19 protein-coding genes and 2 tRNA genes are annotated in these 22,571 nt (G+C 62.6%); 13 read left to right on the forward strand and 8 right to left on the reverse strand.

Going from position 1 to position 22,571, the window contains the following annotated elements; translation table 11 throughout:
• Positions 1-124 precede the first annotated feature (124 nt).
• Both ilvD and GN300_RS22465 read right to left on the reverse strand, forming a co-directional pair.
• On the reverse strand, positions 125-1,966 hold the full coding sequence (gene ilvD / locus GN300_RS22460; RefSeq protein WP_007729361.1) for a dihydroxy-acid dehydratase: 1,842 nt from the start codon (positions 1,964-1,966) through the stop codon (positions 125-127).
• Positions 1,967-2,038: 72 nt separating this feature from the next.
• A complete protein-coding gene (locus tag GN300_RS22465; protein WP_039973093.1) occupies positions 2,039-2,560 on the reverse strand; it encodes a PH domain-containing protein in 522 nt (173 codons plus the stop codon).
• Between the two features lie 266 nt (positions 2,561-2,826).
• Here GN300_RS22465 and GN300_RS22470 point away from each other — a divergent pair, with 266 nt between their 5' ends.
• The 10 genes from GN300_RS22470 to GN300_RS22515 all read left to right on the forward strand — a co-directional run bounded on the left by GN300_RS22470 (position 2,827) and on the right by GN300_RS22515 (position 13,608).
• The gene (locus GN300_RS22470) at positions 2,827-4,767 is read left to right on the forward strand and encodes an acetolactate synthase large subunit (protein ID WP_030535411.1); all 1,941 of its coding nucleotides are present in this window, start codon (positions 2,827-2,829) and stop codon (positions 4,765-4,767) included.
• Positions 4,764-5,267 carry an acetolactate synthase small subunit gene (ilvN, locus tag GN300_RS22475; protein WP_003944718.1) on the forward strand — a complete coding sequence of 168 codons (504 nt, stop codon included), beginning with the start codon at positions 4,764-4,766 and terminating at the stop codon, positions 5,265-5,267. Before GN300_RS22470 ends, ilvN begins: the two co-directional genes overlap by 4 nt.
• A 53-nt stretch (positions 5,268-5,320) precedes the next feature.
• Entirely contained in the window at positions 5,321-6,322 is a 1,002-nt protein-coding gene (gene ilvC / locus GN300_RS22480) for a ketol-acid reductoisomerase (RefSeq protein ID WP_030535412.1), read from the forward strand.
• A gap of 250 nt (positions 6,323-6,572) precedes the next feature.
• A complete protein-coding gene (serA, locus tag GN300_RS22485; RefSeq protein WP_003944758.1) occupies positions 6,573-8,165 on the forward strand; it encodes a phosphoglycerate dehydrogenase in 1,593 nt (530 codons plus the stop codon).
• Positions 8,166-8,239: 74 nt separating this feature from the next.
• Complete coding sequence (locus GN300_RS22490; RefSeq protein ID WP_047271267.1) at positions 8,240-9,253, forward strand: 3-isopropylmalate dehydrogenase; 1,014 nt, start codon at positions 8,240-8,242, stop codon at positions 9,251-9,253.
• Positions 9,254-9,337: 84 nt separating this feature from the next.
• Positions 9,338-10,111, forward strand: a complete 774-nt coding sequence (locus GN300_RS22495; protein ID WP_003944722.1) for a fumarylacetoacetate hydrolase family protein — start codon at positions 9,338-9,340, stop codon at positions 10,109-10,111.
• Between the two features lie 390 nt (positions 10,112-10,501).
• Positions 10,502-11,662 carry an alkane 1-monooxygenase gene (locus GN300_RS22500; RefSeq protein WP_030535413.1) on the forward strand — a complete coding sequence of 387 codons (1,161 nt, stop codon included), beginning with the start codon at positions 10,502-10,504 and terminating at the stop codon, positions 11,660-11,662.
• Positions 11,663-11,735: 73 nt separating this feature from the next.
• On the forward strand, positions 11,736-13,211 hold the full coding sequence (gene gltX, locus GN300_RS22505) for a glutamate--tRNA ligase (protein WP_047271269.1): 1,476 nt from the start codon (positions 11,736-11,738) through the stop codon (positions 13,209-13,211).
• Between the two features lie 156 nt (positions 13,212-13,367).
• Positions 13,368-13,439, forward strand: a tRNA-Gln gene (locus tag GN300_RS22510).
• A gap of 96 nt (positions 13,440-13,535) precedes the next feature.
• Positions 13,536-13,608 (forward strand) — tRNA-Glu (locus GN300_RS22515).
• A gap of 139 nt (positions 13,609-13,747) precedes the next feature.
• Here GN300_RS22515 and GN300_RS22520 read toward each other — a convergent pair.
• From GN300_RS22520 to GN300_RS22530, 3 genes are all read right to left on the reverse strand, one after another.
• Positions 13,748-13,945, reverse strand: a complete 198-nt coding sequence (locus GN300_RS22520) for a DUF5302 domain-containing protein (RefSeq protein ID WP_007729345.1) — start codon at positions 13,943-13,945, stop codon at positions 13,748-13,750.
• Positions 13,946-14,028: 83 nt separating this feature from the next.
• A complete protein-coding gene (locus GN300_RS22525) occupies positions 14,029-14,532 on the reverse strand; it encodes a pyridoxamine 5'-phosphate oxidase family protein (protein ID WP_042450844.1) in 504 nt (167 codons plus the stop codon).
• 55 nt (positions 14,533-14,587) lie between these two features.
• A complete protein-coding gene (locus GN300_RS22530) occupies positions 14,588-15,289 on the reverse strand; it encodes an IclR family transcriptional regulator (protein ID WP_007729342.1) in 702 nt (233 codons plus the stop codon).
• 158 nt (positions 15,290-15,447) lie between these two features.
• Here GN300_RS22530 and leuC point away from each other — a divergent pair, with 158 nt between their 5' ends.
• The 3 genes from leuC to GN300_RS22545 all read left to right on the forward strand — a co-directional run bounded on the left by leuC (position 15,448) and on the right by GN300_RS22545 (position 18,350).
• Positions 15,448-16,869, forward strand: a complete 1,422-nt coding sequence (gene leuC, locus GN300_RS22535; RefSeq protein ID WP_063316588.1) for a 3-isopropylmalate dehydratase large subunit — start codon at positions 15,448-15,450, stop codon at positions 16,867-16,869.
• Positions 16,870-16,897: 28 nt separating this feature from the next.
• Complete coding sequence (gene leuD, locus GN300_RS22540) at positions 16,898-17,506, forward strand: 3-isopropylmalate dehydratase small subunit (protein WP_003944724.1); 609 nt, start codon at positions 16,898-16,900, stop codon at positions 17,504-17,506.
• A 157-nt stretch (positions 17,507-17,663) separates the two neighbouring features.
• Entirely contained in the window at positions 17,664-18,350 is a 687-nt protein-coding gene (locus GN300_RS22545) for an HU family DNA-binding protein (protein WP_047271271.1), read from the forward strand.
• Between the two features lie 167 nt (positions 18,351-18,517).
• Here GN300_RS22545 and GN300_RS22550 read toward each other — a convergent pair whose 3' ends face one another.
• From GN300_RS22550 to cofC, 3 genes are read right to left on the reverse strand one after another with little or no spacing between them, the layout of a single operon-like run.
• Positions 18,518-19,444 (reverse strand): bifunctional NUDIX hydrolase/histidine phosphatase family protein, encoded by a 927-nt coding sequence (locus GN300_RS22550; RefSeq protein ID WP_063316587.1) that lies wholly within the window; start codon positions 19,442-19,444, stop codon positions 18,518-18,520.
• Between the two features lie 17 nt (positions 19,445-19,461).
• Positions 19,462-21,705 (reverse strand): RNA degradosome polyphosphate kinase, encoded by a 2,244-nt coding sequence (locus tag GN300_RS22555; RefSeq protein WP_003942685.1) that lies wholly within the window; start codon positions 21,703-21,705, stop codon positions 19,462-19,464.
• Between the two features lie 51 nt (positions 21,706-21,756).
• The gene (gene cofC / locus GN300_RS22560; RefSeq protein ID WP_080552786.1) at positions 21,757-22,506 is read right to left on the reverse strand and encodes a 2-phospho-L-lactate guanylyltransferase; all 750 of its coding nucleotides are present in this window, start codon (positions 22,504-22,506) and stop codon (positions 21,757-21,759) included.
• Between the last annotated feature and the right edge of the window lie 65 nt (positions 22,507-22,571).

Genomic DNA, 22,571 nt, shown 5'->3' on the forward strand with positions numbered 1-22,571 from the left:
GCGGCTGCCCGAAAACCTTGTGTGACTGTCACATCGGCTACGGGCGTCTCGAGCCGCACGAGCGCTGACAGAAAAAGTCCCCGGCCGAAAAGCGGCCGGGGATTTTTTCGATTCGTGGCAGAACTTACGGAACGTAGCGAACCGCGCCCTTGTCGGCGGACGTCGCCAGAGCGGCGTAGGCGCGCAGTGCTGTCGTCACGGTGCGCTGACGATCGACCGGCTGCCACGGGCGCTCCGAGGCCTCCATCTTCGCGCGTCGCTCGGCGAGGACGTCGTCGTCGACCAGGATCTCGAGCGTGCGCGAGGCGACGTCGATGCGAACCTGATCGCCGTTCTGGACGAGACCGATGATTCCGCCTGCGGCAGCCTCGGGGGAGATGTGACCGATGGACAGCCCAGAGGTTCCGCCCGAGAAACGACCGTCGGTGATCAGCGCGCATTCCTTACCGAGGCCTGCGCCCTTGAGGAAGGCAGTGGGGTGCAGCATTTCCTGCATGCCGGGGCCACCCTTGGGGCCTTCGTAGCGCACGACGAGAACGTCGCCGGCCTTGATCTTCTTCTGCAAGATGACCGAGACGGCTTCTTCTTGGGATTCGACGACGAGCGCCGGGCCCTGGAAGGAGAACAGTTCCTCGTCGATGCCGGCCGTTTTGAGTATTGCGCCGTCGAGTGCGATGTTGCCACGCAGGACAACCAAGCCGCCTTCGACGGTGTAGGCGTTCTCGACGTCGCGGATACAGCCGCCGGCCGCATCGGTGTCGAGGGCAGACCAACGGTTGTCCGTGGAGAACGGTTCGATGGTGCGCACGCCGCCGGGAGCCGCGTGGAAGAGTTCGATTGCCTCGTCGGTTGCCTTGCCGGAGCGGATGTCCCAGTCGTCGAGCCACTGGTCGAAGCTCTTGGTGTGCACGGTGGACACGTCGGTTTCGAGGAGTCCGCCGCGGCGAAGCTCACCGAGCAGGGCGGGGATTCCGCCGGCGCGGTGGACGTCTTCCATGTGGTAGTCCGAGTTGGGAGAGACCTTGGACAGGCACGGAACCTTTCGGCTGATCGCGTCGATGGTGTCGAGGTCGAAGTCGACCTCGCCTTCCTGCGCCGCAGCCAGCGTGTGCAAGACGGTGTTGGTGGAACCGCCCATGGCGACGTCGAGAGCCATCGCGTTGCGGAACGCTGCCGGGGTCGCGATGTTGCGTGGCAGCACCGACTCGTCGCCGTCGCGGTAGTACTTGAGGGCAGCCTCGACCACGGTGGTGCCCGCACGAGAGAAGAGTGCGTGACGAGCCTTGTGAGTTGCCAGCGTGGAGCCGTTGCCCGGCAATGCGAGGCCGAGGGCCTCCGTCAGGCAGTTCATGGAATTGGCGGTGAACATTCCGGAGCAGGACCCGCATGTCGGGCACGCGCTGCGCTCGACCTCGTCGAGGCCCTCGTCGGACACGGCATCGTTGGCAGAGGCGGAGATCGCGGTGATGAGGTCGGTGGGGGCTTGGGCCACGCCGCCGACGACCACTGCCTTACCGGCCTCCATCGGACCGCCGGAGACGAAGACGGTCGGGATGTTGAGACGCATTGCAGCGTTGAGCATGCCGGGAGTGATCTTGTCGCAGTTGGAGATACACACCAGTGCGTCGGCTGTGTGGGCGTTTGCCATGTACTCGACCGAGTCGGCGATGATCTCGCGGCTCGGGAGCGAGTAGAGCATTCCGCCGTGGCCCATTGCGATGCCGTCGTCGACTGCGATGGTGTGGAACTCACGAGCGACGCCGCCGGCCGCACTGATGGCCTCGGCAACGATCTCGCCCACGTTCTTGAGATGCACGTGGCCGGGTACGAACTGGGTGTACGAGTTCGCTACGGCGACGATCGGCTTTCCGAAGTCGGAATCCGTCATTCCTGTGGCGCGCCACAGGGATCGGGCTCCGGCAGCATTACGTCCGATGGTGGTGGTGCGTGACCTCAACGGGGGCATGGGCGTGTTCCTTATGTGATCGTTGCTGGTCCACTCAAATAGAAGCGAGGGCCTTTCAACGCTACTCGCGTGCTACGGGCGCTTCTCTTCGGGCTGGTCCTGTGTGTTCTCGACGAGCTCGGATTCTGCTTCTGCTTCTGCAGCTGCTTCTTCCTCTTCGGCTTCCTTGGCGGCGAAGGCTTCTGCGGCGGATGCGTAGGGATCGGTGATGCGGCCGCCGCTGGCGATCGCGATCTCGGGAAGCCTGACGAAGCTGACCGCAGGCAGGGTCACCTCGGTTCCGTCGGTGAGTTCCGCGCGCGCCCAACTCCGCTTCGGGAAGCGGAAACCCTTGACGTCGTCCCAGGCGAGGGTGCGCTTGGAGAACGTCGAGCGGACCTCGAGGCCGTCAGGGCTGACGGTGGTGCGCAGTCGCGCGACGAGATAGACGGCGATGATCGGAAGGATCAGCAACCAGCTGAAGGCGACGGGCCACCCGAAGATCGGGAAGCTGACCGCGAACAGAAGGAACGCGCACGCCATGTAAGCGAGCTGCGAAATGCGGATGACGTGCCGAAGTGGTTTCGGCGTGTGGGATGATTGAGCCGGTGGCACGGGCTGCTGCGAAGTTGACACCTCTACATCTTCGCATTGCAGCCGATGTATCTCAGATTCTGGGACGGTCGACTCACCAAGTTTGCCGTTCGCGACTAGCGCCTCTACTGTCGAGTGCGTGAAACAGAATGAGTTGCTCGTAATCGGCCGGCGCGTCGTCGCCTGAGTCGATTTTTCAACTCACCAGATAACGACGCGCCACCCTCGCTCAGCAGATGCTGACGGGGGTTTTTTGTTGCCCGGAGCCAGAATCAGAGGATTTCCCAGTGAGCGCACCAACAGCACGGCCTCAACCCACGCCGCGCAAGTCAGGGACACCGAGCCCGACAACCGCGGCTGCCGCAACCCAGACGGCCAACCGTCGCCAGCTCCCGCCTGAGCGGGTAACCGGCGCGCAGTCTGTGGTTCGAGCCCTCGAGGAGCTCGAGGTCGACACGGTATTCGGCATTCCCGGCGGTGCCGTGCTCCCGGTTTACGACCCACTCTTCGATTCGGTCAAGGTCCGCCACGTGCTCGTGCGCCACGAGCAGGGTGCAGGCCACGCTGCCACCGGTTACGCCCAGGCGACCGGCAAGGTCGGCGTCTGCATGGCCACCTCGGGTCCCGGTGCGACCAACCTGGTCACGCCGCTGGCCGACGCGCAGATGGACTCCGTTCCGATCGTCGCGATCACCGGGCAGGTGGCGCGCTCGCTGATCGGTACCGACGGATTCCAGGAAGCCGACATCTCAGGCATCACCATGCCGGTCACCAAGCACAACTTCCTGATCACCGACGCGATCGACATCCCGCGCATCATGGCCGAGGCCTTCTACCTCGCGGCCAGCGGTCGCCCCGGCGCCGTCCTGGTCGATATCCCCAAGGACATCCTGCAGTCGCAGACCACGTTCTCGTGGCCGCCGGAGATGCGTCTGCCGGGCTACCGCCCGGTGACCAAGCCGCACGGCAAGCAGGTTCGTGAAGCTGCACGTCTGATCGCCGACGCCAAGTCGCCGGTTCTGTACGTCGGTGGCGGCGTCATCAAGTCCGACTCCTCGCCGGAGCTGCTCGAATTGGCCGAGCTGACCGGTATCCCCGTCGTCACCACGCTGATGGCCCGCGGCGCGTTCCCGGACAGCCACGACCTCAACTGCGGTATGCCGGGAATGCACGGCACCGTTGCCGCAGTCGCCGCTCTGCAGCGTAGCGATCTACTGATCACCCTCGGTGCGCGTTTCGACGACCGCGTCACCGGTCAGCTGAATTCCTTCGCGCCCGACGCCAAGGTCATCCATGCCGACATCGACCCGGCCGAGATCGGCAAGAACCGCTACGCGGACGTCCCGATCGTGGGCGACTGCAAAGAGGTCATCACCGAACTCATCGAGGCGATCCGTGCCGACATGGCCACGGGCACCACGTTCGACCTCACCGAGTGGTGGGCGTACCTGAACGACATCCGTCGTACGTACCCGCTGAGCTACGACCGTCCCACCGACGGTCAGCTGAGCCCGGAGTACGTCATCCAGACCGTCGGCAAGCTCGCCGGACCGGATGCCATCTACTGCGCCGGCGTCGGTCAGCACCAGATGTGGGCCGCGCAGTTCGTCGGCTACGAGAAGCCGCGCACGTGGCTCAACTCGGGCGGGCTCGGCACCATGGGGTACGCGGTTCCCGCAGCCATGGGCGCCAAGATGGGTATGCCCGACACCGAGGTGTGGGCGATCGACGGCGACGGCTGCTTCCAGATGACCAATCAGGAACTCGCAACCTGTGCCCTCGAAGGTATCCCGATCAAGGTTGCCCTCATCAACAACGGCAACCTCGGCATGGTGCGTCAGTGGCAGACACTCTTCTACGAAGAGCGCTACTCCAACACCAACCTCGGAACGCACGGCGCCATCCGCATCCCGGACTTCGTGAAGCTCGCAGAAGCATTGGGCTGCCACGGAATTCGTGTCGAGCGTGAAGAAGATGTCGAGGCTGCGATCCGTGAGGCGCAGTCCATCAACGACAAGCCTGTCGTGATCGACTTCATCGTCACTGCCGACGCACAGGTGTGGCCGATGGTCGCTGCCGGAACGAGCAACGACGAAATCATGGCGGCCCGGGGCATCCGGCCGCTGTTCGACGACGACGAGGCAGTTGCCGAGCCCGCCGTCATCCACGAAGCCATGTCACGCGAGCAAGCCGGACCCGCCGCGGGCACAGGGGAGGATCAGAAGTGAGCACCAGTCACACCCTCAGTGTTCTCGTCGAGGACAAGCCAGGCGTGCTGGCTCGCGTCTCCGCACTTTTCTCCCGCCGCGGATTCAACATCGAATCCCTTGCGGTGGGCGGAACCGAGATCCCCGAGATCTCACGTATGACCATCGTCGTCACGGTCGACGAGTTCCCTCTCGAGCAGGTGACGAAGCAGCTCAACAAGCTGATCAACGTCATCAAGATCGTCGAGCAGGACGGTGAAGCATCCGTCGCTCGCGAGCTCGTGCTCATCAAGGTGCGCGCTGATGCAAGCGTGCGCACGCAGGTCATCGAAACGGTGAACCTGTTCCGCGCCAAGGTGATCGACGTCTCTCCGGAGTCCGTCACCATCGAGGCGACCGGTACTCGGTCCAAGCTGGATGCACTGCTGCGGATGCTTGATCCGTACGGTATCCGGGAGATCGTTCAGTCCGGGGTCGTGGCAGTCGGTCGAGGGCCGAAGTCGATCACGGCCACCCGCTAGTACTTTTAGACACGTAAAAATCCAAGGAGAGGTTGAGAACTGTGGCAGTCGAGATGTTCTACGACGACGATGCCGATCTGTCGATCATTCAGGGCCGCAAGGTTGCTGTGATCGGCTACGGAAGCCAGGGCCACGCCCATTCGCTGAGCCTGCGTGACTCGGGCGTCGATGTGCGCATCGGCCTCAAGGAAGGCTCGAAGTCGCGTGAGAAGGCTGAAGAGCAAGGGCTGACGGTCGGTACGCCGGCAGAGGTTTCCGAGTGGGCCGACGTCATCATGGTGCTCGCACCTGACACCGCGCAGGCGAGCATTTTCACCAATGACATCGAGCCGAACCTCAAGGACGGCGACGCGCTGTTCTTCGGTCACGGCCTGAACATTCACTTCGACCTGATCAAGGCTCCGGAGTTCGTCACCGTCGGCATGGTCGCCCCCAAGGGCCCCGGCCACCTGGTGCGTCGTCAGTTCGTCGACGGCAAGGGCGTTCCCGCGCTCATCGCCATCGACCAGGATCCCAAGGGTGAAGGCCAGGCTCTTGCTCTGTCCTACGCCAAGGGCATCGGCGGAACCCGCGCAGGCGTCATCAAGACCACGTTCAAGGAAGAGACCGAGACGGACCTCTTCGGCGAGCAGGCCGTGCTCTGCGGCGGCACCGAGGAACTGGTCAAGACCGGTTTCGAGGTCATGGTCGAGGCCGGCTACGCACCCGAGATGGCGTACTTCGAGGTTCTGCACGAGCTCAAGCTCATCGTCGACCTCATGTACGAGGGTGGCATCGCCCGCATGAACTACTCGGTGTCCGACACCGCTGAGTTCGGTGGATACCTCTCCGGCCCGCGCGTCATCGACGCCGACACCAAGGAGCGCATGAAGGCGATCCTGGCCGACATCCAGTCCGGCGAGTTCACCCGTCGTCTGGTTGCCAACGTCGAGAACGGCAACACCGAGCTCGAGGGCCTGCGCAAGGCCAACGCCGAGCACCCCATCGAGGTCACCGGCAAGAAGCTGCGCGACCTGATGAGCTGGGTCGATCGTCCGATCACCGAAACCGCGTAATTCGCAGTTTCACGCTCCACGTCTCCACTGGCCTGATGCCGCGCCGGTTCAATTACGTTGAACCAGCGCGGCATTGGGCCGGAGTCGTTTTCCGGGTCGTCTGAGTCCGGATTCATATTCCATCGAGAATTTGCCCGCGAAAGTGTCCACTATGTGGTATTGCCTACCGCGTTGTGGATTCCAAGTGAGCGCGCACTAAACTATCGGTGGTTAAACCACCTTCACACCCACCTAATCAGGGAGTTTGCACGTGAGCCAGCCTGGCCGTCCCGTTGTTCTGATCGCCGACAAGCTCGCGCCGTCCACAGTCGAGGCGCTCGGTGACGGTGTGGAGGTGCGTTGGGTCGACGGACCCGACCGCCCGGCGCTGCTCGCCGCGGTACCCGAGGCCGACGCGATTCTCGTCCGTTCCGCCACTACCGTCGACGCCGAGGTTCTGGCTGCCGGCACCAAGCTGAAGATCATCGGCCGCGCCGGTGTCGGCCTGGACAACGTCGAGATCCCCGCAGCCACCGAGCGCGGCGTGATGGTCGTCAACGCACCGACCTCCAACATTCACTCCGCTGCCGAGCACGCTGTCGCGCTCCTCATGTCGACCGCTCGCCAGATTCCCGCAGCAGACAAGACTCTGCGTGAGAACACCTGGAAGCGAAGCAAGTTCAACGGTGTCGAGATCCTCGGCAAGACCGTCGGTGTCGTCGGACTCGGCCGCATCGGCCAGCTCTTCGCGCAGCGTCTCGCTGCGTTCGAGACCACGATCATCGCGTACGACCCCTACCTGCCCGCAGCGCGCGCAGCGCAGCTCGGCATCGAACTGGTCACCATCGACGAGCTCGTCGAGCGCGCCGACTTCATCTCCGTGCACCTGCCCAAGACCAAGGAAACGGCCGGCCTGATCAACGCCGAGCGCCTCGCCAAGGCCAAGGACGGCGTCATCATCGTCAACGCCGCTCGCGGTGGTCTGATCGACGAAGATGCGCTCTACGACGCACTCGTCTCCGGCAAGGTCCGCGGCGCCGGTCTCGACGTGTTCAGCACCGAGCCGTGCACCGATTCCAAGCTTTTCGAGCTCGACAACGTCGTTGTCACCCCGCACCTCGGAGCATCGACGTCCGAGGCTCAGGACCGCGCAGGCATCGACGTGGCGAAGAGTGTTCTCCTCGCTCTGGCAGGCGAATTCGTTCCCGAGGCTGTCAACGTCTCCGGCGGCCCCGTGGGCGAAGAAGTTGCTCCGTGGCTCGAGCTGGTCCGCAAGCTCGGTCTCCTCGCTGCGACGTTGTCGCCCGAAGCTGTGCAGACCGTGCAGGTTGTCGCCACCGGCGAGCTGTCTGCCGAAACCGTCGACATCCTCGGACTGGCTGCACTGCGCGGTGTGTTCTCCGCCAGCAGCGATGAGGCTGTCACGTTCGTCAACGCTCCGGCACTGGCCGAGCAGCGCGGCGTGACCGTGTCGGTCGAGAAGCACTCCGAGGCTCTTGCTCACCGCAGCGCGGTCGAGGTGCGTGCAGTTGCCGCCGACGGCACGGTCACGTCGGTCACGGGCGCACTCACCGGTCTGCAGCAGGTCGAGAAGATCGTCAACATCAACGGACGCAGCTTCGACCTGCGCGCCGAGGGCCACAACATCGTCGTTCACTACAGCGATCGCCCGGGCGTTCTCGGTGTCCTCGGCACCGTCCTCGGAAACGCGGGCGTCGACATCCTCGCAGCAGCACTGAGCCAGGATGCCGAAGGCGAAGGCGCAACTGTCATCTTGCGCGTCGATCGCGTCGTCGGTGACGCCGAGGTCGAGGCAATCGTCTCGCAGCTCGACGCTCGCGTCGCCCAGGTCGACCTTTCCTGATTGTTTTTGCTGTGCGCCTTTATCAACCGCCCGCGGTTGATAAAGGCGCACAGTTCTACTGAGATGAGGACTCCATGAAGCTTGCGGTCATTCCGGGTGACGGAATCGGCGTCGAGGTCACTGCCGAGGCGCTCAAGGTGCTCGGCAAGTTGGTTCCGGATCTGGAAACCACCGAATACGATCTCGGTGCCCGTCGCTACAACACCACCGGTGAGTTGCTCCCGGCCGAGGAGCTGGACCAGATTCGTCAGCACGACGCAATTCTGTTGGGCGCCATCGGTGATCCGCGGATCGTCGCACCCGGCATCCTCGAGCGTGGTCTGCTGCTGAACATGCGCTTCCAGCTCGATCATCACGTGAATCTTCGCCCCGCACAGCTGTATCCGGGTGCGCTGTCGCCGTTGGCGGCGCAGCCGGAGATCGACTTCGTCGTGGTTCGTGAAGGCACCGAGGGTCCGTACACCGGAAACGGTGGAGCGATCCGCGTCGGCACCGATCACGAGATCGCAACCGAGGTGTCGATCAACACCTGGTTCGGGGCCGAGCGCGTGGTGCGTTACGCATTTGCCTTGGCGCAGACCCGGTCCAAGCACCTCACCTTGATTCACAAGACCAACGTGCTCTCCAACGCGGGCGCAATCTGGACGCGTGCAATCGAGACCGTCGGTGCCGAGTTCCCGGACGTCGAAACCGCGTACTGCCACATCGACGCGGCCACGATCTACATGGTCACCGACCCGTCGCGCTTCGACGTGATCGTCACGGACAACCTCTTCGGTGACATCATCACCGACCTCGCCGGCGCCGTAACCGGTGGCATCGGTTTGGCCGCAAGCGGAAACATCGATGCCTCGGGTACCAACCCGTCGATGTTCGAGCCCGTTCACGGCAGTGCTCCGGACATCGCCGGCAAGGGAATCGCTGATCCCACCGCCGCGATCCTCTCGGCCGCACTGCTTCTTCGCCATCTCGGACGCGAGGACGACGCCGCTCGGGTCGAGGCTGTGGTCGCTGCCGACCTGGCTACCCGCGGCGAAGGTCCCATCTCCACAACGGAGATCGGCGACCGGATCACTGCAGCGCTGTAAGGAATTCTTTCACGAGATTGACGCGCGTGAGCCTTTCGGCTTGCGCGCGTCAGTCGTTTCCGGCACCCCGATAGACTGGCCGGCATGCGTCTTGGTCGAATTGCCAGTCCCGATGGTGTTGCGTTCGTCAGTATCGAAGGTGAAGAGGATGCCCTCGTCGCCAAGGAAATTGCGGAGCACCCGTTCGGGAACCCCACATTTACCGGCCGAAGTTGGCCGCTCGCCGATGTCCGTCTGCTGGCTCCGATTCTCGCCAGCAAGGTGATCTGCATCGGCAAGAATTATGCAGATCACATCGCGGAGATGGGCGGAGAGGCTCCCGCGGACCCCGTGATCTTCCTCAAGCCCAACACGTCCATAGTTGGCCCGGGTGCCCCGATCGTCTTGCCTCCCACCTCGAACGAGGTGCACTTCGAGGGTGAACTCGCGGTCGTCATCGGTCAACCGTGCAAGGACGTTCCGGCGGCGAAGGCGTTGAGCGTGGTCCTCGGTTACACGATCGCCAACGACGTGTCGGCGCGAGATCATCAGCGTCACGACGGGCAGTGGACGCGCGCGAAGGGCCACGACACTTTCTGCCCACTCGGCCCCTGGATCGAAACCAGTCTGGATGCGTCCGACGTCGATATCAAGACCGAGGTGAACGGCCAGGTCAAGCAGGACAGCAGCACGGCTTTTCTCCTCCACGACATTCCGAAGATCATCGAGTGGATCTCGGCGGTGATGACTCTCTTGCCTGGCGACGTCATCCTCACCGGCACCCCCGCCGGAGTAGGCCCGATCGTCGACGGCGATTCCGTGTCGGTCACGGTCTCGGGGATCGGCACGCTCACGAACCCGGTGACCGCCAAGAGCTGATCTGACCCGGTTCGTTCAGTCACGCGACTACGGAGGCCCCATCCAACCGGATGGGGCCTCCGTCGTGGTGTGAGGTCGAGAGGTGTCTGTCGCAGAAAAGTTGCAAGATGGTAACTATCGCCAGTGGATTGATCGGGATTGCCAACCGACTCGAAGAAATCAGGCTCCGGGACTGACCTGCGGGTTTCATGACCCAGGCGAAGCTTCGCCTCTGATCCTCCTGGCGTTATGTCGGATTTGGCCAGGTTGGGAGAGTTCGCCATACGGTTTGCTGTCGCGGCCCGTAACAGACCAAATTCCCTGAAATGTAACGCTGAGCAGTAGGGTGACCGATAACTGGATAGAAGCCGATGGGGCAATCGAGTGGATTGCGCAGAAACGTGGTGATACATGACGACCTTCGCGGAAGCCTCCCGGACAGCGGCAGGGCAAGCGCGGAACGGGCAGCGGCCGGTGTGGCGAGACAAGAAGCGCTACCTGTGGCCACTGGGTTTGCTGGTTCCTCTCAGCCCGTTCGCTGCGTGGTTCCTGGTCGACAAATTCAGTCTCGGGCTCTTCTGGGCCATCGGGGCGTGGCTGATCGTCATCGTCATTCCCCTGATCGATCTCCTGGCGGGCGAGGACGGCAACAGCCCACCGGACGAAGCGATCCCTGAATTGCAAGAGGATCGTTTCTACCGCTGGTGCACGTACTTGTTCCTGCCCCTCCAATACGTCGGGCTGGTGTTCGTCGCGTGGTGCTGGGTGAACGCGCCGATGGCGGCGGGGGAGAAGTTCGCGCTCGCGATGACTGCCGGCGTGGTTGCCGGTGTGGGGATCAACGCGGCGCATGAATTGGGGCACAAGAGTGAGAAGCTCGAGAAGTGGCTCGCGAAAGTAGCGCTCGCGCAGTCCTTCTACGGCCATTTCTACGTCGAACACAACCATGGTCACCACGTCCGCGTCGCGACGCCGGAGGATCCGGCCAGCTCACGGTACAAGGAAAACTTCTGGTTCTTCTTGCCTCGCAGCGTCATCGGCGGCCTGCGCTCGGGATGGCGGATCGAAAGCGCTCGTCTGAGGCGTCAGGGGAGACGGACGTGGAGTTACCGCAACAACATCCTGAACGCGTGGGCGATGAGTGTGGTTCTGTTCGGCAGTCTGATCGCCGCGTTCGGCTGGGAAATTGCGCCGTGGCTCGCCGTTCAGGCAATTGCAGGCTTCACGTTCCTCGAGACCGCTAACTATCTCGAGCACTACGGCTTGCTACGTGCGAAGCGGCCTGACGGCTCGTACGTCCGGTGCTCGCCCGAGGACAGCTGGAACAGCGACCACGTCGTCAGCAATCTGTTCCTCTATCAACTTCAGCGTCACAGCGACCATCACGCGAATCCGCGTCTGCGGTACCAGAGCCTGCGAAGTGCGGCCGAAGCGCCGCAACTTCCAGCGGGTTACGCAGTCATGATCGTCTGCGCGTGGGTGCCGCCGCTGTGGCGAAAGGTCATGGACAAGCGACTGCTGGCCTACTACGACGGCGACATGACACGCATCAACGTCCTGCCGGGTAAGTGATCGGCCGGATGGAGGAAGGGCTGCCGGACTAACCTGTAGTACGACCATCCATCATCGCCGAGCCAAGTGAGCCATGACCAACAGCGAAGTACGCGTCCGTTTCTGTCCGTCACCCACCGGAACCCCGCACGTGGGTTTGGTGCGCACCGCCTTGTTCAACTGGGCATTCGCACGACACCACGGCGGCACATTCGTGTTCCGTATCGAAGACACCGATGCGCAGCGCGACAGTGAAGAGTCCTACCAGGCCATCCTCGACGCCCTCCGCTGGTTGGGGCTCAATTGGGACGAAGGCCCGGAGGTCGGTGGGCCGCACGCACCGTATCGCCAGTCCGAGCGTCGCGACCTGCATCTCGACGTTGTTGCCAAGTTGCTGGCCGCGGGCGAGGCCTACGAGTCCTACTCGACGAACGAGGAGGTCGAAGCGCGACACAAGGCGGCCGGACGCGATCCGAAGCTCGGATACGACAACTTCGATCGCGAGCTCAGCGACGAGCAGCGCGCTGCCTACATCGCCGAGGGGCGCAAGCCCGTCGTCCGCCTCCGGATGCCCGATCATGATCTGACCTGGAACGACCTGGTGCGGGGCGAGACCACGTTCAAGGCAGGCACCGTTCCGGACTTCGCGCTGACTCGCGGCAACGGCATTCCGCTGTACACCTTGGTCAACCCGGTCGACGACGCGTTGATGAAGATCACCCATGTACTGCGCGGCGAAGATCTGCTGTCCTCGACTCCGCGTCAGCTCGCGTTGTACGAGGCATTGATTCGTATCGGTGTCGCCGATTTCACACCGTCGTTCGGGCACTTGCCTTTTGTGATGGGTCAGGGCAACAAGAAGCTTTCCAAGCGCGATCCCGAGTCCAACCTCTTCATCCACCGCGATCGGGGCTTCATTCCCGAGGGATTGCTGAACTACCTGGCTCTGCTCGGGTGGAGCATCGCCGACGATCACGATGTCTTCTCGCTCGACGAGATGGTTGCGGCCTTCGACGTCTCCAAGGTCAACTCCAATCCTGCCCGCTTCGACCAGAAGAAGGCCGACGCGATCAATGCCGAGCACATTCGTCTGCTCGAGCCGGCCGACTTCGCCGGTCGTCTGAAGTCGTTCCTGGTGGAGCACGGACACATCGGCGCCGACGTCGACGAAGCGACGTTCACTGTTGCGGCGGACCTCGTGCAGACGCGCATCGTCGTCCTGTCCGACGCGTGGGATCTGCTGAAATTCCTGTTCGTCGACGAGGCGTCGTTTGCTCTCGATCCGGCCGCGACGGCAAAGAACTTGAAGGAAGATGCCGGTCCGGTTCTGGACGCGTCTCTTGCGGCGCTCGATGCCATCTCAGAGTGGTCGGCGGCCAGTATCGAGGAAGCACTCAAGAAGGCCCTCATCGAGGATCTGGAGCTCAAACCGCGTAAGGCCTTCGCTCCGGTTCGGGTCGCGATCACGGGCTCTCACATCAGCCCTCCGCTGTACGAGTCGATGGAATTGCTCGGTCGTGAGGTCTCGCTCGCTCGGTTGCGCGCCGGTAGGGCAGCGGTAACCGCCTAGATCGGACGGTCTTCCGGCCGAAAATGAAGCAAAAACCTCCTGTGACCATACGATTTGGTATTTGGGGCAGGGGTACTGGTAATCTTCTTTTCGGCCGGAGACGAGCCGCCGAGCACAACAGCGAAGCGGATCGAGCAAGGCTGGTGAGCAAGACCTTGGGGTATGGTGTAATTGGCAACACAGCGGTTTCTGGTACCGCCATTCTAGGTTCGAGTCCTGGTACCCCAGCGGAAATCCGGTCGATTTTGTGGCCGGACTCAGACAAGCTAAGCTTGCTGAGCATCCAAGAGCAAGACTGAAATACCACGTTTAAAAGCGTGTCCTGGCCCCGTCGTCTAGCGGCCTAGGACGCCGCCCTCTCAAGGCGGTAGCGCGGGTTCGAATCCCGTCGGGGCTACAAAGGAAAGACCCTCCGATCATTGATCGGGGGGTCTTTTCGTATGTGCGGGAAATGTTTCCGGCGATGCGAAAAACGATCACCCCCAGTCGAATTCGACTGGGGGTGATCGTCATCTCACTCTGTTGTCCGCGATCGGTTATCCGCTCTTACGGCGGAACTCTCGCTTGTGATCGGCCGGGCCATGCGTGTTGTGGACCTTGGACTGTCCGTCGCGATGGTCGGTCGATTTGGCGTTCTGATGATTCTTCCGTTCGAGGGCCTCACGGAACTTTCGTTTGGTTTCCTCCGATTGGGATTCGGGTTCGGACGGGGTGTTGCTGTCGAGATCGCTCATATGCTCACTCCTTGTTGTTGGGCCTGTTGGTGAAACTACGCCGGCCCGAATTCGATTGCTCGTGATTTTTCCGCTCACGAATCTCAGGGCTGCGGCGGCGGTGCGGTAGAGCCGGAAAGAGGCATCGCAGGCATCCCGAGCTTGCGGTGATCCCACGAACGAGTTCGATCGGGAACGAACCGTACCGCGACGCGCTTGTGGAGCATCGCGTCGACGGCCGGGCGGAGATCGTCGGTGTACGGGCCCGTGTATCGCTCCCAGACGCTGATTCCCACAGCGAAGAGGGCTTCCGGATCTTCGACGATGACCCCGGTACCCTCCATCGAGACTCCTCGGAGCGTGTCGTACGTCTGACCGTCTTCGATCAGGACGGACATTCGGGAGTCCCGGCGAAGGTTGACGGCCTTCTGCGACTTGGCTTTGGTCTCGAACCAGATTTCGCCGTCGACTATCGCGAACCACATCGCGATCAGGTGAGGCATTCCGTCGGCGCTCAACGTCGCCATCGTTGCCGTACGGTTCTTTTCGACGAAGCTCGAGATTTCGGCCTCGGTCATCGTGATCTGACTACGCTGCTTTCCTGCCATGGTCGCGTCGTACTCCTACGTGCTCGAGGATCTGAAGGCCTTACTGTGTCACGAATTACAGACGCTTGTGGAGCGCTTCGGCAGCTGCGAGAAGGTCCGCCGCCCAGCGAGCTCCCGGTCGTCTACCCATCCGATCGATGGGGCCGGAGACCGAAATCGCGGCAATGACAGCGCCTGCCGAGTCTCGGACGGGAGCCGCGACGCTGGCGACACCCGGCTCACGTTCGGCTGCGCTCTGTGCCCAGCCGCGCCGGCGAACCTCGAGGAGCACTCGTTCGCCGAAGGACGCATCGGCGAGGACGGTCCGTTGGGTTTGTGGATCTGCCCATGCGAGAAGGACCTTGGCGCCGGATCCGGCGTTCATCGGCAGTCGGGCTCCGACGAGCACCGTGTCACGCAGGCCGGTCGGTGGTTCCATCGACGCGACGCAGATGCGTTGTGTGCCTTCGCGACGGTACAGCTGGACGCTTTCGCCGGTGATTTCGCGAAGGCGGGGGAGGATGAGTCCGGCCGCAGCAATGAGTGGATCATTAGCGGTGGCAGCGAGTTCGGCGAGTCCGGGCCCTGGGCACCACTGACCGTCCGAGTCGCGAGTGAGGAGTCGATGGACTTCGAGACCGACGGCGAGTCTATGGGCGGTCGCGCGTGGCAAACCGGTTCGTGCACAGAGTTCGGTGAGGCTGCACGGTTCCTCAGCTACTGCATGAAGCACGCCCATTGCTTTGTCCAGGACGCCGATGCCGCTATGCTGTCTCATAGGTCGATACCAGTTTCTCGCATAGTGGGATGCTACCGCATTTCCTGTAGGGATAGCGCATTTCCTCGGGACAGTCTGCATCTGCTGTGAAGGCTGGGGACCTACTTCACGCGCGGCGGGCCAGCCCGTAGTCCGCCGACGCGAGGCTACGTACAGAGGTGGAAGACATGGCACAGAAAGCACGCACTCTCGCCGAGAAGGTGTGGGACGACCACGTTGTCGTGAAAGGGGAGGGGCAGGATCCCGACCTCATCTACATCGATCTCCACCTCGTTCACGAAGTGACGAGCCCCCAGGCATTCGACGGACTTCGCCTGGCGGGACGCCAGTTGCGCCGTCCCGACCTGACGATCGCCACCGAGGACCACAACGTTCCGACGATCGACATCGACAAGCCGATCGCAGATCCCGTGTCGAAGACTCAGGTCGACACCTTGCGCCGAAATTGCGAGGAGTTCGGAGTTCGCTTGCACCGCATGGGCGATCTCGACCAAGGCATCGTGCATGTGGTCGGACCGCAGCTCGGCCTGACGCAGCCCGGAACCACCGTGGTGTGCGGCGACAGTCATACGTCGACGCACGGCGCATTCGGTGCGCTCGCAATGGGAATCGGCACCAGCGAGGTCGAGCATGTGATGGCAACGCAGACATTGTCGTTGCGCCCCTTCAAGACCATGGCGATCACGGTCGACGGCGAGCTGCCTCCCGGCGTCACGAGCAAGGACTTGATCCTCGCAGTCATCGCCAAGATCGGCACCGGCGGCGGCCAGGGCTACGTACTGGAGTACCGCGGCGAGGCCATTCGCAAACTGTCGATGGAAGCTCGTATGACCATCTGCAACATGTCGATCGAGGCCGGAGCCCGCGCGGGCATGATCGCACCGGACGAGACCACTTACGAGTTCATCAAGGGCCGTCCGCATGCACCGTCCGGCGCAGTGTGGGACGAAGCCGTCGCCGCGTGGGAGTTGCTCAAGACCGACGAGGGCGCGGAATTCGACAACGAGGTTCACATCGACGCAAGCGCATTGACGCCTTTCGTCACGTGGGGAACCAATCCGGGACAGGGTGCGCCGCTCGGCGACCGTGTGCCTGATCCCGAACTGATCGTCGACGAGAGCGAGCGTCAGGCAGCCGAGAAGGCGCTCACCTACATGGGTCTCGACGCCGGTATGCCGCTTCGGGATGTTTCTGTCGACACCGTGTTCGTCGGTTCGTGCACCAACGGACGAATCGAAGACCTGCGCGCAGTGGCGGAGGTGCTCGAGGGTCGCCATGTGGCAGAGGGCGTTCGGATGCTCATCGTTCCCGGCTCGATGCGGGTGCGGGCTCAAGCCGAGAGCGAAGGTCTCGGTGAAATCTTCACAGCGGCAGGGGCTGAATGGCGCCAGGCCGGTTGCTCGATGTGCTTGGGAATGAACCCTGACCAGCTTGCTCCCGGCGAGCGTTCGGCATCGACGTCCAACCGGAATTTCGAAGGCCGACAGGGTAAAGGCGGCCGGACCCATCTGGTTTCCCCGCTCGTCGCGGCTGCCACGGCGGTCCGCGGAACGCTCTCGGCACCGGCCGATCTGGTCTGACCCACTTACCATCTCGAGGAGAATTTCGATGGAATCCTTTACCACGCACAAGGGTATCGGCGTCCCGCTGCGACGCTCGAATGTCGATACCGACCAGATCATCCCTGCCGTGTACCTGAAACGGGTGACGCGCACCGGATTCGAGGACGGGCTGTTTGCAGGCTGGCGTACCGACCCCAACTTCATTCTCAATCTGGCTCCGTACGACAAGGGAAGTGTCCTCGTGGCCGGTCCCGATTTCGGCACGGGCTCTTCGCGTGAGCATGCCGTGTGGGCTCTCTCCGACTTCGGATTTCGGGTCGTCATCGCATCCCGGTTCGCCGACATCTTCCGCGGAAACGCCGGAAAAGCCGGTCTCGTAGCGGCACAGGTCGAGCAGAGCGACGTCGAATTGCTCTGGAAGTTGCTCGAAGAGCAGCCCGGATTGGAATTGACAGTAGATCTCGAGAATCGGACCGTCAGCGCCGGAACTACGGTGGTGCCGTTCAATATTGACGACTACACACGGTGGCGTCTGCTGGAGGGTCTCGACGACATCGGACTGACATTGCGGCAGGTAGACGCGATTTCCGAGTTCGAAAAGTCAAGGCCTTCATGGAAACCGACTACCCTTCCAGCCCGAATTTCGCAGGGCTGAACCGAAATCCGCAACTCCGCGCGGGAAGAGAAATAGGTCACCATTTCGCAGTCACGTTGAATGAGAATTGGCGTGGCACATAGACTCTTGCCGTTATCAGGTTTACCGTGGTTCTCAGTCGGTCCGACGGTGGACCACAATTAGCGGAGGAATTTCAATGAACAAGGCAGAGCTCATCGATGTTCTGACTGAAAAGCTGGGTTCGGACAGGCGCACAGCGACCGACGCAGTGGAGCACGTCGTGGACACCATCGTCCGCGCCGTCCACCGTGGCGAGAGCGTGACCATCACCGGCTTCGGAGTCTTCGAGCAGCGTCGTCGTGCAGCACGTGTTGCACGCAACCCGCGTACGGGCGAGACCGTCAAGGTCAAGCCGACGTCGGTTCCGGCTTTCCGTCCGGGTGCGCAGTTCAAGGCTGTTATCGCTGGTGGACAGAAGCTTCCGGCCACCGGCCCGGCAGTCAAGCGTGGCGTAGCAGCACCGGCCACCAAGGCTGCAGCCAAGAAGGCTGCTGCCAAGAAGACCGCAGCCAAGAAGGCTCCGGCCAAGAAGGCTCCGGCCAAGACCGCAGCCAAGAAGACGGTTGCCGCGAAGGCTCCCGCCAAGAAGGCTCCGGCCAAGACCGCAGCCAAGAAGACGGTTGCCACCAAGGCTCCCGCCAAGAAGGCTCCGGCCAAGACCGCAGCCAAGAAGACGGTTGCCACCAAGGCTCCCGCCAAGAAGGCTCCGGCCAAGACCGCAGCCAAGGCTCCGGCCAAGAAGGCTCCGGCCAAGAAGGCCCCCGCCAAGACCGCAGCCAAGAAGGCTCCGGCCAAGAAGGCTCCGGCCAAGCGCGCAAAGTAGTCGCGTTCGGGTGAAAAACCCGATGCCGTAAGACAAAGAGGTGCAGCCGCGGATCAGATCCGCGGCTGCACCTCTTTTTTGCTGTCTGGGAGAAGTGTGAATTCTCCTGTGTTTCAGTGCTTTGCAAAACTACCGAATCGAGCTGGGTGTCGGTTGGTCCAAATCCCTCAGGAGTTGGCGACTTTGGGGAGCGGGCTGTCGAGGTGATCCGCGGCTACCAGACGGCCGTCGAGGAACGAGAGCACCCAAGTGCTCGCCTTACGGTTGCGCGCCGAGGGCAGTGTTACACCGGCCGTATCAGCCCACCAGCGCATCAAATCGGGGATGACGCCTCCTTGGCTGCAGATTACGGGAGTGCCCTCCAGTGCGGCGATCTGCAGCGCACGCGCCCTGGCGGCGTCGGGATCGGCCTCGTAACCTTCTTCGGTCAGAAGAGGTTCCGTCGAAATCTCTACACCCAATGCCTCCGCCAATGGCATCACAGTGTCGATGCAGCGCGTACGGTCAGCCGCGAAAACCGCATCGGCTCCGAAGATTTTCAGCTGTTCGACCAAGGCGGCGGATTGCTCTTTGCCCTTGGCGTCGAGTGGACGCAGATTGTCGTCGCCCTTGTATCGCTTACGGCTTCCAGCTTTTGCGTGGCGGACGAGTAATACCGTTTTCGTGTCAGGCCGAAGGGAAACGAAGCGGCGAAGAATCATTCGATCCATCGGGTAGGAAAGATGATCGGCTACCTCGGTGACCGGAAGCCAATAGAGAACATCCACTTCGCTATTCGGCCCGAAATCTCCGTCCACTGCTTCGGCCGACCAGTATTCGACCCGTTTGAGTTTGCGATGTCCCGGGATCGGGTACGTCACGCCACCGAGGTGCCTTCCGAAACGTCCGGTGATCGAGGTCTCTTCGCGGACCTCGCGAACTGCTGCGGTCAAGAAGGTCTCGCCGGGATCGAGCTTTCCTTTGGGGAATGACCAGTCGTCGTACTTCGGTCGATGTACGACGGCGATCTCGATGGCGGAAGGATCCTGAGGAGCCTTCCGCCACAGAACCGCGCCTGCGGCAAAGATGTTGGCTTTGACCGGCTTGTCGCTCATTGTGTGATCCGAGCCCGTCAAGACCCGCTGGCGGTGCGGCTGCGCATCAACGACTGTTGATGCTCACGTACGTCCTCACCGCGTTCGGGGGCAGCGACCCAACTCCCGTCCGGATGCAGTACCCAGCAGCGAGTTCGGGGATCGAGTGCGGAGTCGAAGATGTCACCGAGTTGCTTCGACAGTTTCGGGTCCTTGACCTGCACCATGACCTCGACGCGGCGATCGAGGTTGCGGTGCATCATGTCTGCGCTGCCGATCCAGAATTCGTCGGCCGAGCGGAAATGGAACATTCGCGAGTGTTCGAGGAAGCGTCCGAGAATGGAACGTACTTCGATGTTTTCGCTGAGGCCGGGAACGCCCGGCTTGAGCGCGCAGATTCCGCGAACCACGATCTCGACGGGGATACCGGCCTTGGACGCGCGGTACAACGCGTCGATGACCTGCTCGTCGACCAATGCGTTGGCCTTCAAGCGGATACCGGCATCGCGGCCTGCGAGCTTGTGCGCGATCTCGTTGTCGATCCGCTCGATGATCCCGCGGCGAACCCCGTACGGCGCTACGAGAAGGTTGCGGTAGCTCGTCTTTCGGGAGTATCCGGTCAGCGAGTTGAAGAGGTCGGTGAGGTCTGCACCGATCTCCGGTGCTGCGGTGAGCAATCCGACGTCCTCGTACATGCGCGCGGTCTTCGGGTTGTAGTTGCCCGTGCCGATGTGGCAGTAACGACGAATGGTCGAGCCCTCTCGTCTGACGACGAGGCACGTCTTGCAGTGAGTCTTGAGACCGACGAGACCGTAGACGACGTGAACGCCGGCCTGCTCGAGTTTGCGTGCCCACTTGATGTTGGCCTGCTCGTCGAAGCGGGCCTTGATCTCCACCAGCGCGACAACCTGCTTGCCCGCTTCGGCGGCGTCGATCAGTGCATTGACGATGGGGGAGTCGCCGGAAGTGCGGTACAGGGTCTGCTTGATCGCGAGCACCTGCGGGTCGGCGGCGGCCTGTTCGATGAAGCGTTGAACGCTTGTGGAAAACGAGTCGTATGGGTGGTGGACGAGCACGTCGCCTTCGCGCAGGGTCGAGAACACGCTCTTCGGAGTCTCGCGTTCACCGAACGCCGGATGCGTCGCCGGGACGAACGGAGCGTCTTTGAGAGCGGGGCGGTCGACGGCGTAAACCTGCCAGAGGCAGGACAAGTCGAGGAGACCGGAAACCTCGATCACGTCGGCCGGATCGACGTCGAGTTCACGCAGAAGCAGTTCGAGCATGTGCTCGGTCATGTCGTCGGCAACTTCGAGGCGAACGGGTGAACCGAAACGACGACGCGCCAATTCACGTTCGAGTGCCTGCAGCAGATCCTCGTCCCGATCTTCTTCGACCTCGAAATCGGCGTTGCGTGTGATTCGGAAAGCGTGATGTTCGACGATTTCCATTCCGGGGAACAGCACGTCCAGATGAGCCGAAATCAGTTCTTCCATCGGGAGGAAAGAATCGATGGTGGACGAAGATGTCGTGCTCTTGACTCGCACGAACCGGCCGACGTTGTCGGGAACCTTGACGCGAGCGAAGTGTTCGCCGCGGGTGACGGAGTCCTTCACTGTCACGGCGAGGTTGAGGCTCAGTCCGCTGATGTAGGGGAACGGGTGGGCGTGATCGACTGCCAACGGCGTCAGTACCGGGAAGACCTGCTCGTGGAAATGCGCCGAGAGCCGGCCGTGATCGTCGGCACTGAGGTCGGCCCATCGAACAATTGAAATGCCTTCTGCCGCCAGGGCAGGGCGGACCGAGTCGAGAAACACGTGTGCGTGCTTGTCAGCGAGTTCCTGGGTGCGACGCGCGATGAGCGCCAATTGTTCGCGTGGGGAGAGGCCGTCGGCGGACCTGACCGACAGTCCCGTCTCGTCGCGGCGCTTGAGTCCGGCGACCCGGACCATGAAAAATTCGTCGAGATTGGAAGCGAAGATGGCGAGGAACTTTGCGCGTTCGAGCAACGGCAGTGACTCGTCGGCAGCCAATGCGAGAACACGGGCATTGAAATCGAGCCAGCTGAGTTCGCGGTTGAGGTAACGATCCTCGGGAAGTCCGACGAGCAATTCGGGTAGCTCTGCCTTGGTAGCTGCAGGGGGAGCGCCCGGGATGTTGGTGGCGACCGCGACGGCCTGAGATCGCGGCGAGGTGGCCGCGCCGTTCTCGTGCCGGCCGGAGCTGTGGTCTCCGTCCGACTGGTCTTCGGAAATACGGTTTTCGAGTGCTTCGCCATTGCTCACTCGTCGATCATCCCCCACAATCGCGCGGTCCGACAATCGATGAAAGAAAATTCATCGACTGTTCGACGGCGTGGCCTTGAGTCTGGTCAACGAAGCCGATGTCGCGGGGCCTACTCCCAGTGCTCGCACAGTGCCGAGATCGGCATGGGTGTCGACGTCGGTGCGCAGTCCCGGCCATTGGCCGTTGAGTGGACGAGCACCTGAATTGGCATGTCCAAGTGCGGATTCCGGCCCGAACCGAGGGTCGAGCGCGCTTTCGCCGCACGCAAACAATGCGGAAGTGCCGGTGCCGTGGTGATCGACGACGACTGAACGTCCGCCGCTTCGGGCCGCGGCCACGGCCTCCGTCAGTTCGCTCGGTTGCATGGCGGGCAAGTCGGCTTGCAGCACAACGAGGTCGACCACTCCGCGCTTGGCTCGGATATCGGCGGCCGCTGCACTCAACGCCGCGTTGAGGGTTTCCTCCGTGCGCGGTGTTGCGCCGTTGGTTCGGGCGCCGTCGGGAGCTGGATCGGCGTAGACCGTCACGCCGACGGAATATGCAAGGGCGGCAACGGTGGGGTCTGGGGTGACCACTGTGACGCTGTCGATGGCCGAGACGGCTGCAACTGTGGCGAGGGTGTCGTGAAGCATGGCCAACACGAGGTCTGCACGCGCGTCCGAGTCGAGTTCGCCCGCGAGGCGGGACTTGGCCGATCTCAAGGACTTGACGGCCACTATCGCATGCATGGGGCGTTCGATCTCCGTGCGCGCATGCGGTGTCTCCACGGCGTGTGGGTACGGGGGTTCCGCGCTGTCCATCCCTCGATCTTGCCAGTCATCACGCTCGGTGTCCGCGGCTGCCCACCGCAGTGCACCACAGGCGA

Origin of the sequence: Rhodococcus sp. Ni2 (assembly GCF_021352185.1) — a bacterium.
GTDB classification, from domain to species: domain Bacteria; phylum Actinomycetota; class Actinomycetes; order Mycobacteriales; family Mycobacteriaceae; genus Rhodococcus_F; species Rhodococcus_F qingshengii.

Bases quoted from the DNA above. Each gene is read 5' to 3' on its own strand.
- ilvD (WP_007729361.1), bottom strand. From the start codon at position 1,966: ATGCCCCCGTTGAGGTCACGCACCACCACCATCGGACGTAATGCTGCC.
- ilvC (WP_030535412.1), top strand. From the start codon at position 5,321: ATGTTCTACGACGACGATGCCGATCTGTCGATCATTCAGGGCCGCAAG.
- GN300_RS22490 (WP_047271267.1), top strand. From the start codon at position 8,240: ATGAAGCTTGCGGTCATTCCGGGTGACGGAATCGGCGTCGAGGTCACT.
- GN300_RS22495 (WP_003944722.1), top strand. From the start codon at position 9,338: ATGCGTCTTGGTCGAATTGCCAGTCCCGATGGTGTTGCGTTCGTCAGT.
- GN300_RS22500 (WP_030535413.1), top strand. From the start codon at position 10,502: ATGACGACCTTCGCGGAAGCCTCCCGGACAGCGGCAGGGCAAGCGCGG.
- gltX (WP_047271269.1), top strand. From the start codon at position 11,736: ATGACCAACAGCGAAGTACGCGTCCGTTTCTGTCCGTCACCCACCGGA.
- GN300_RS22520 (WP_007729345.1), bottom strand. From the start codon at position 13,945: ATGAGCGATCTCGACAGCAACACCCCGTCCGAACCCGAATCCCAATCG.
- GN300_RS22525 (WP_042450844.1), bottom strand. From the start codon at position 14,532: ATGGCAGGAAAGCAGCGTAGTCAGATCACGATGACCGAGGCCGAAATC.
- GN300_RS22530 (WP_007729342.1), bottom strand. From the start codon at position 15,289: ATGAGACAGCATAGCGGCATCGGCGTCCTGGACAAAGCAATGGGCGTG.
- leuD (WP_003944724.1), top strand. From the start codon at position 16,898: ATGGAATCCTTTACCACGCACAAGGGTATCGGCGTCCCGCTGCGACGC.
- GN300_RS22545 (WP_047271271.1), top strand. From the start codon at position 17,664: ATGAACAAGGCAGAGCTCATCGATGTTCTGACTGAAAAGCTGGGTTCG.
- GN300_RS22550 (WP_063316587.1), bottom strand. From the start codon at position 19,444: ATGAGCGACAAGCCGGTCAAAGCCAACATCTTTGCCGCAGGCGCGGTT.
- cofC (WP_080552786.1), bottom strand. From the start codon at position 22,506: ATGGACAGCGCGGAACCCCCGTACCCACACGCCGTGGAGACACCGCAT.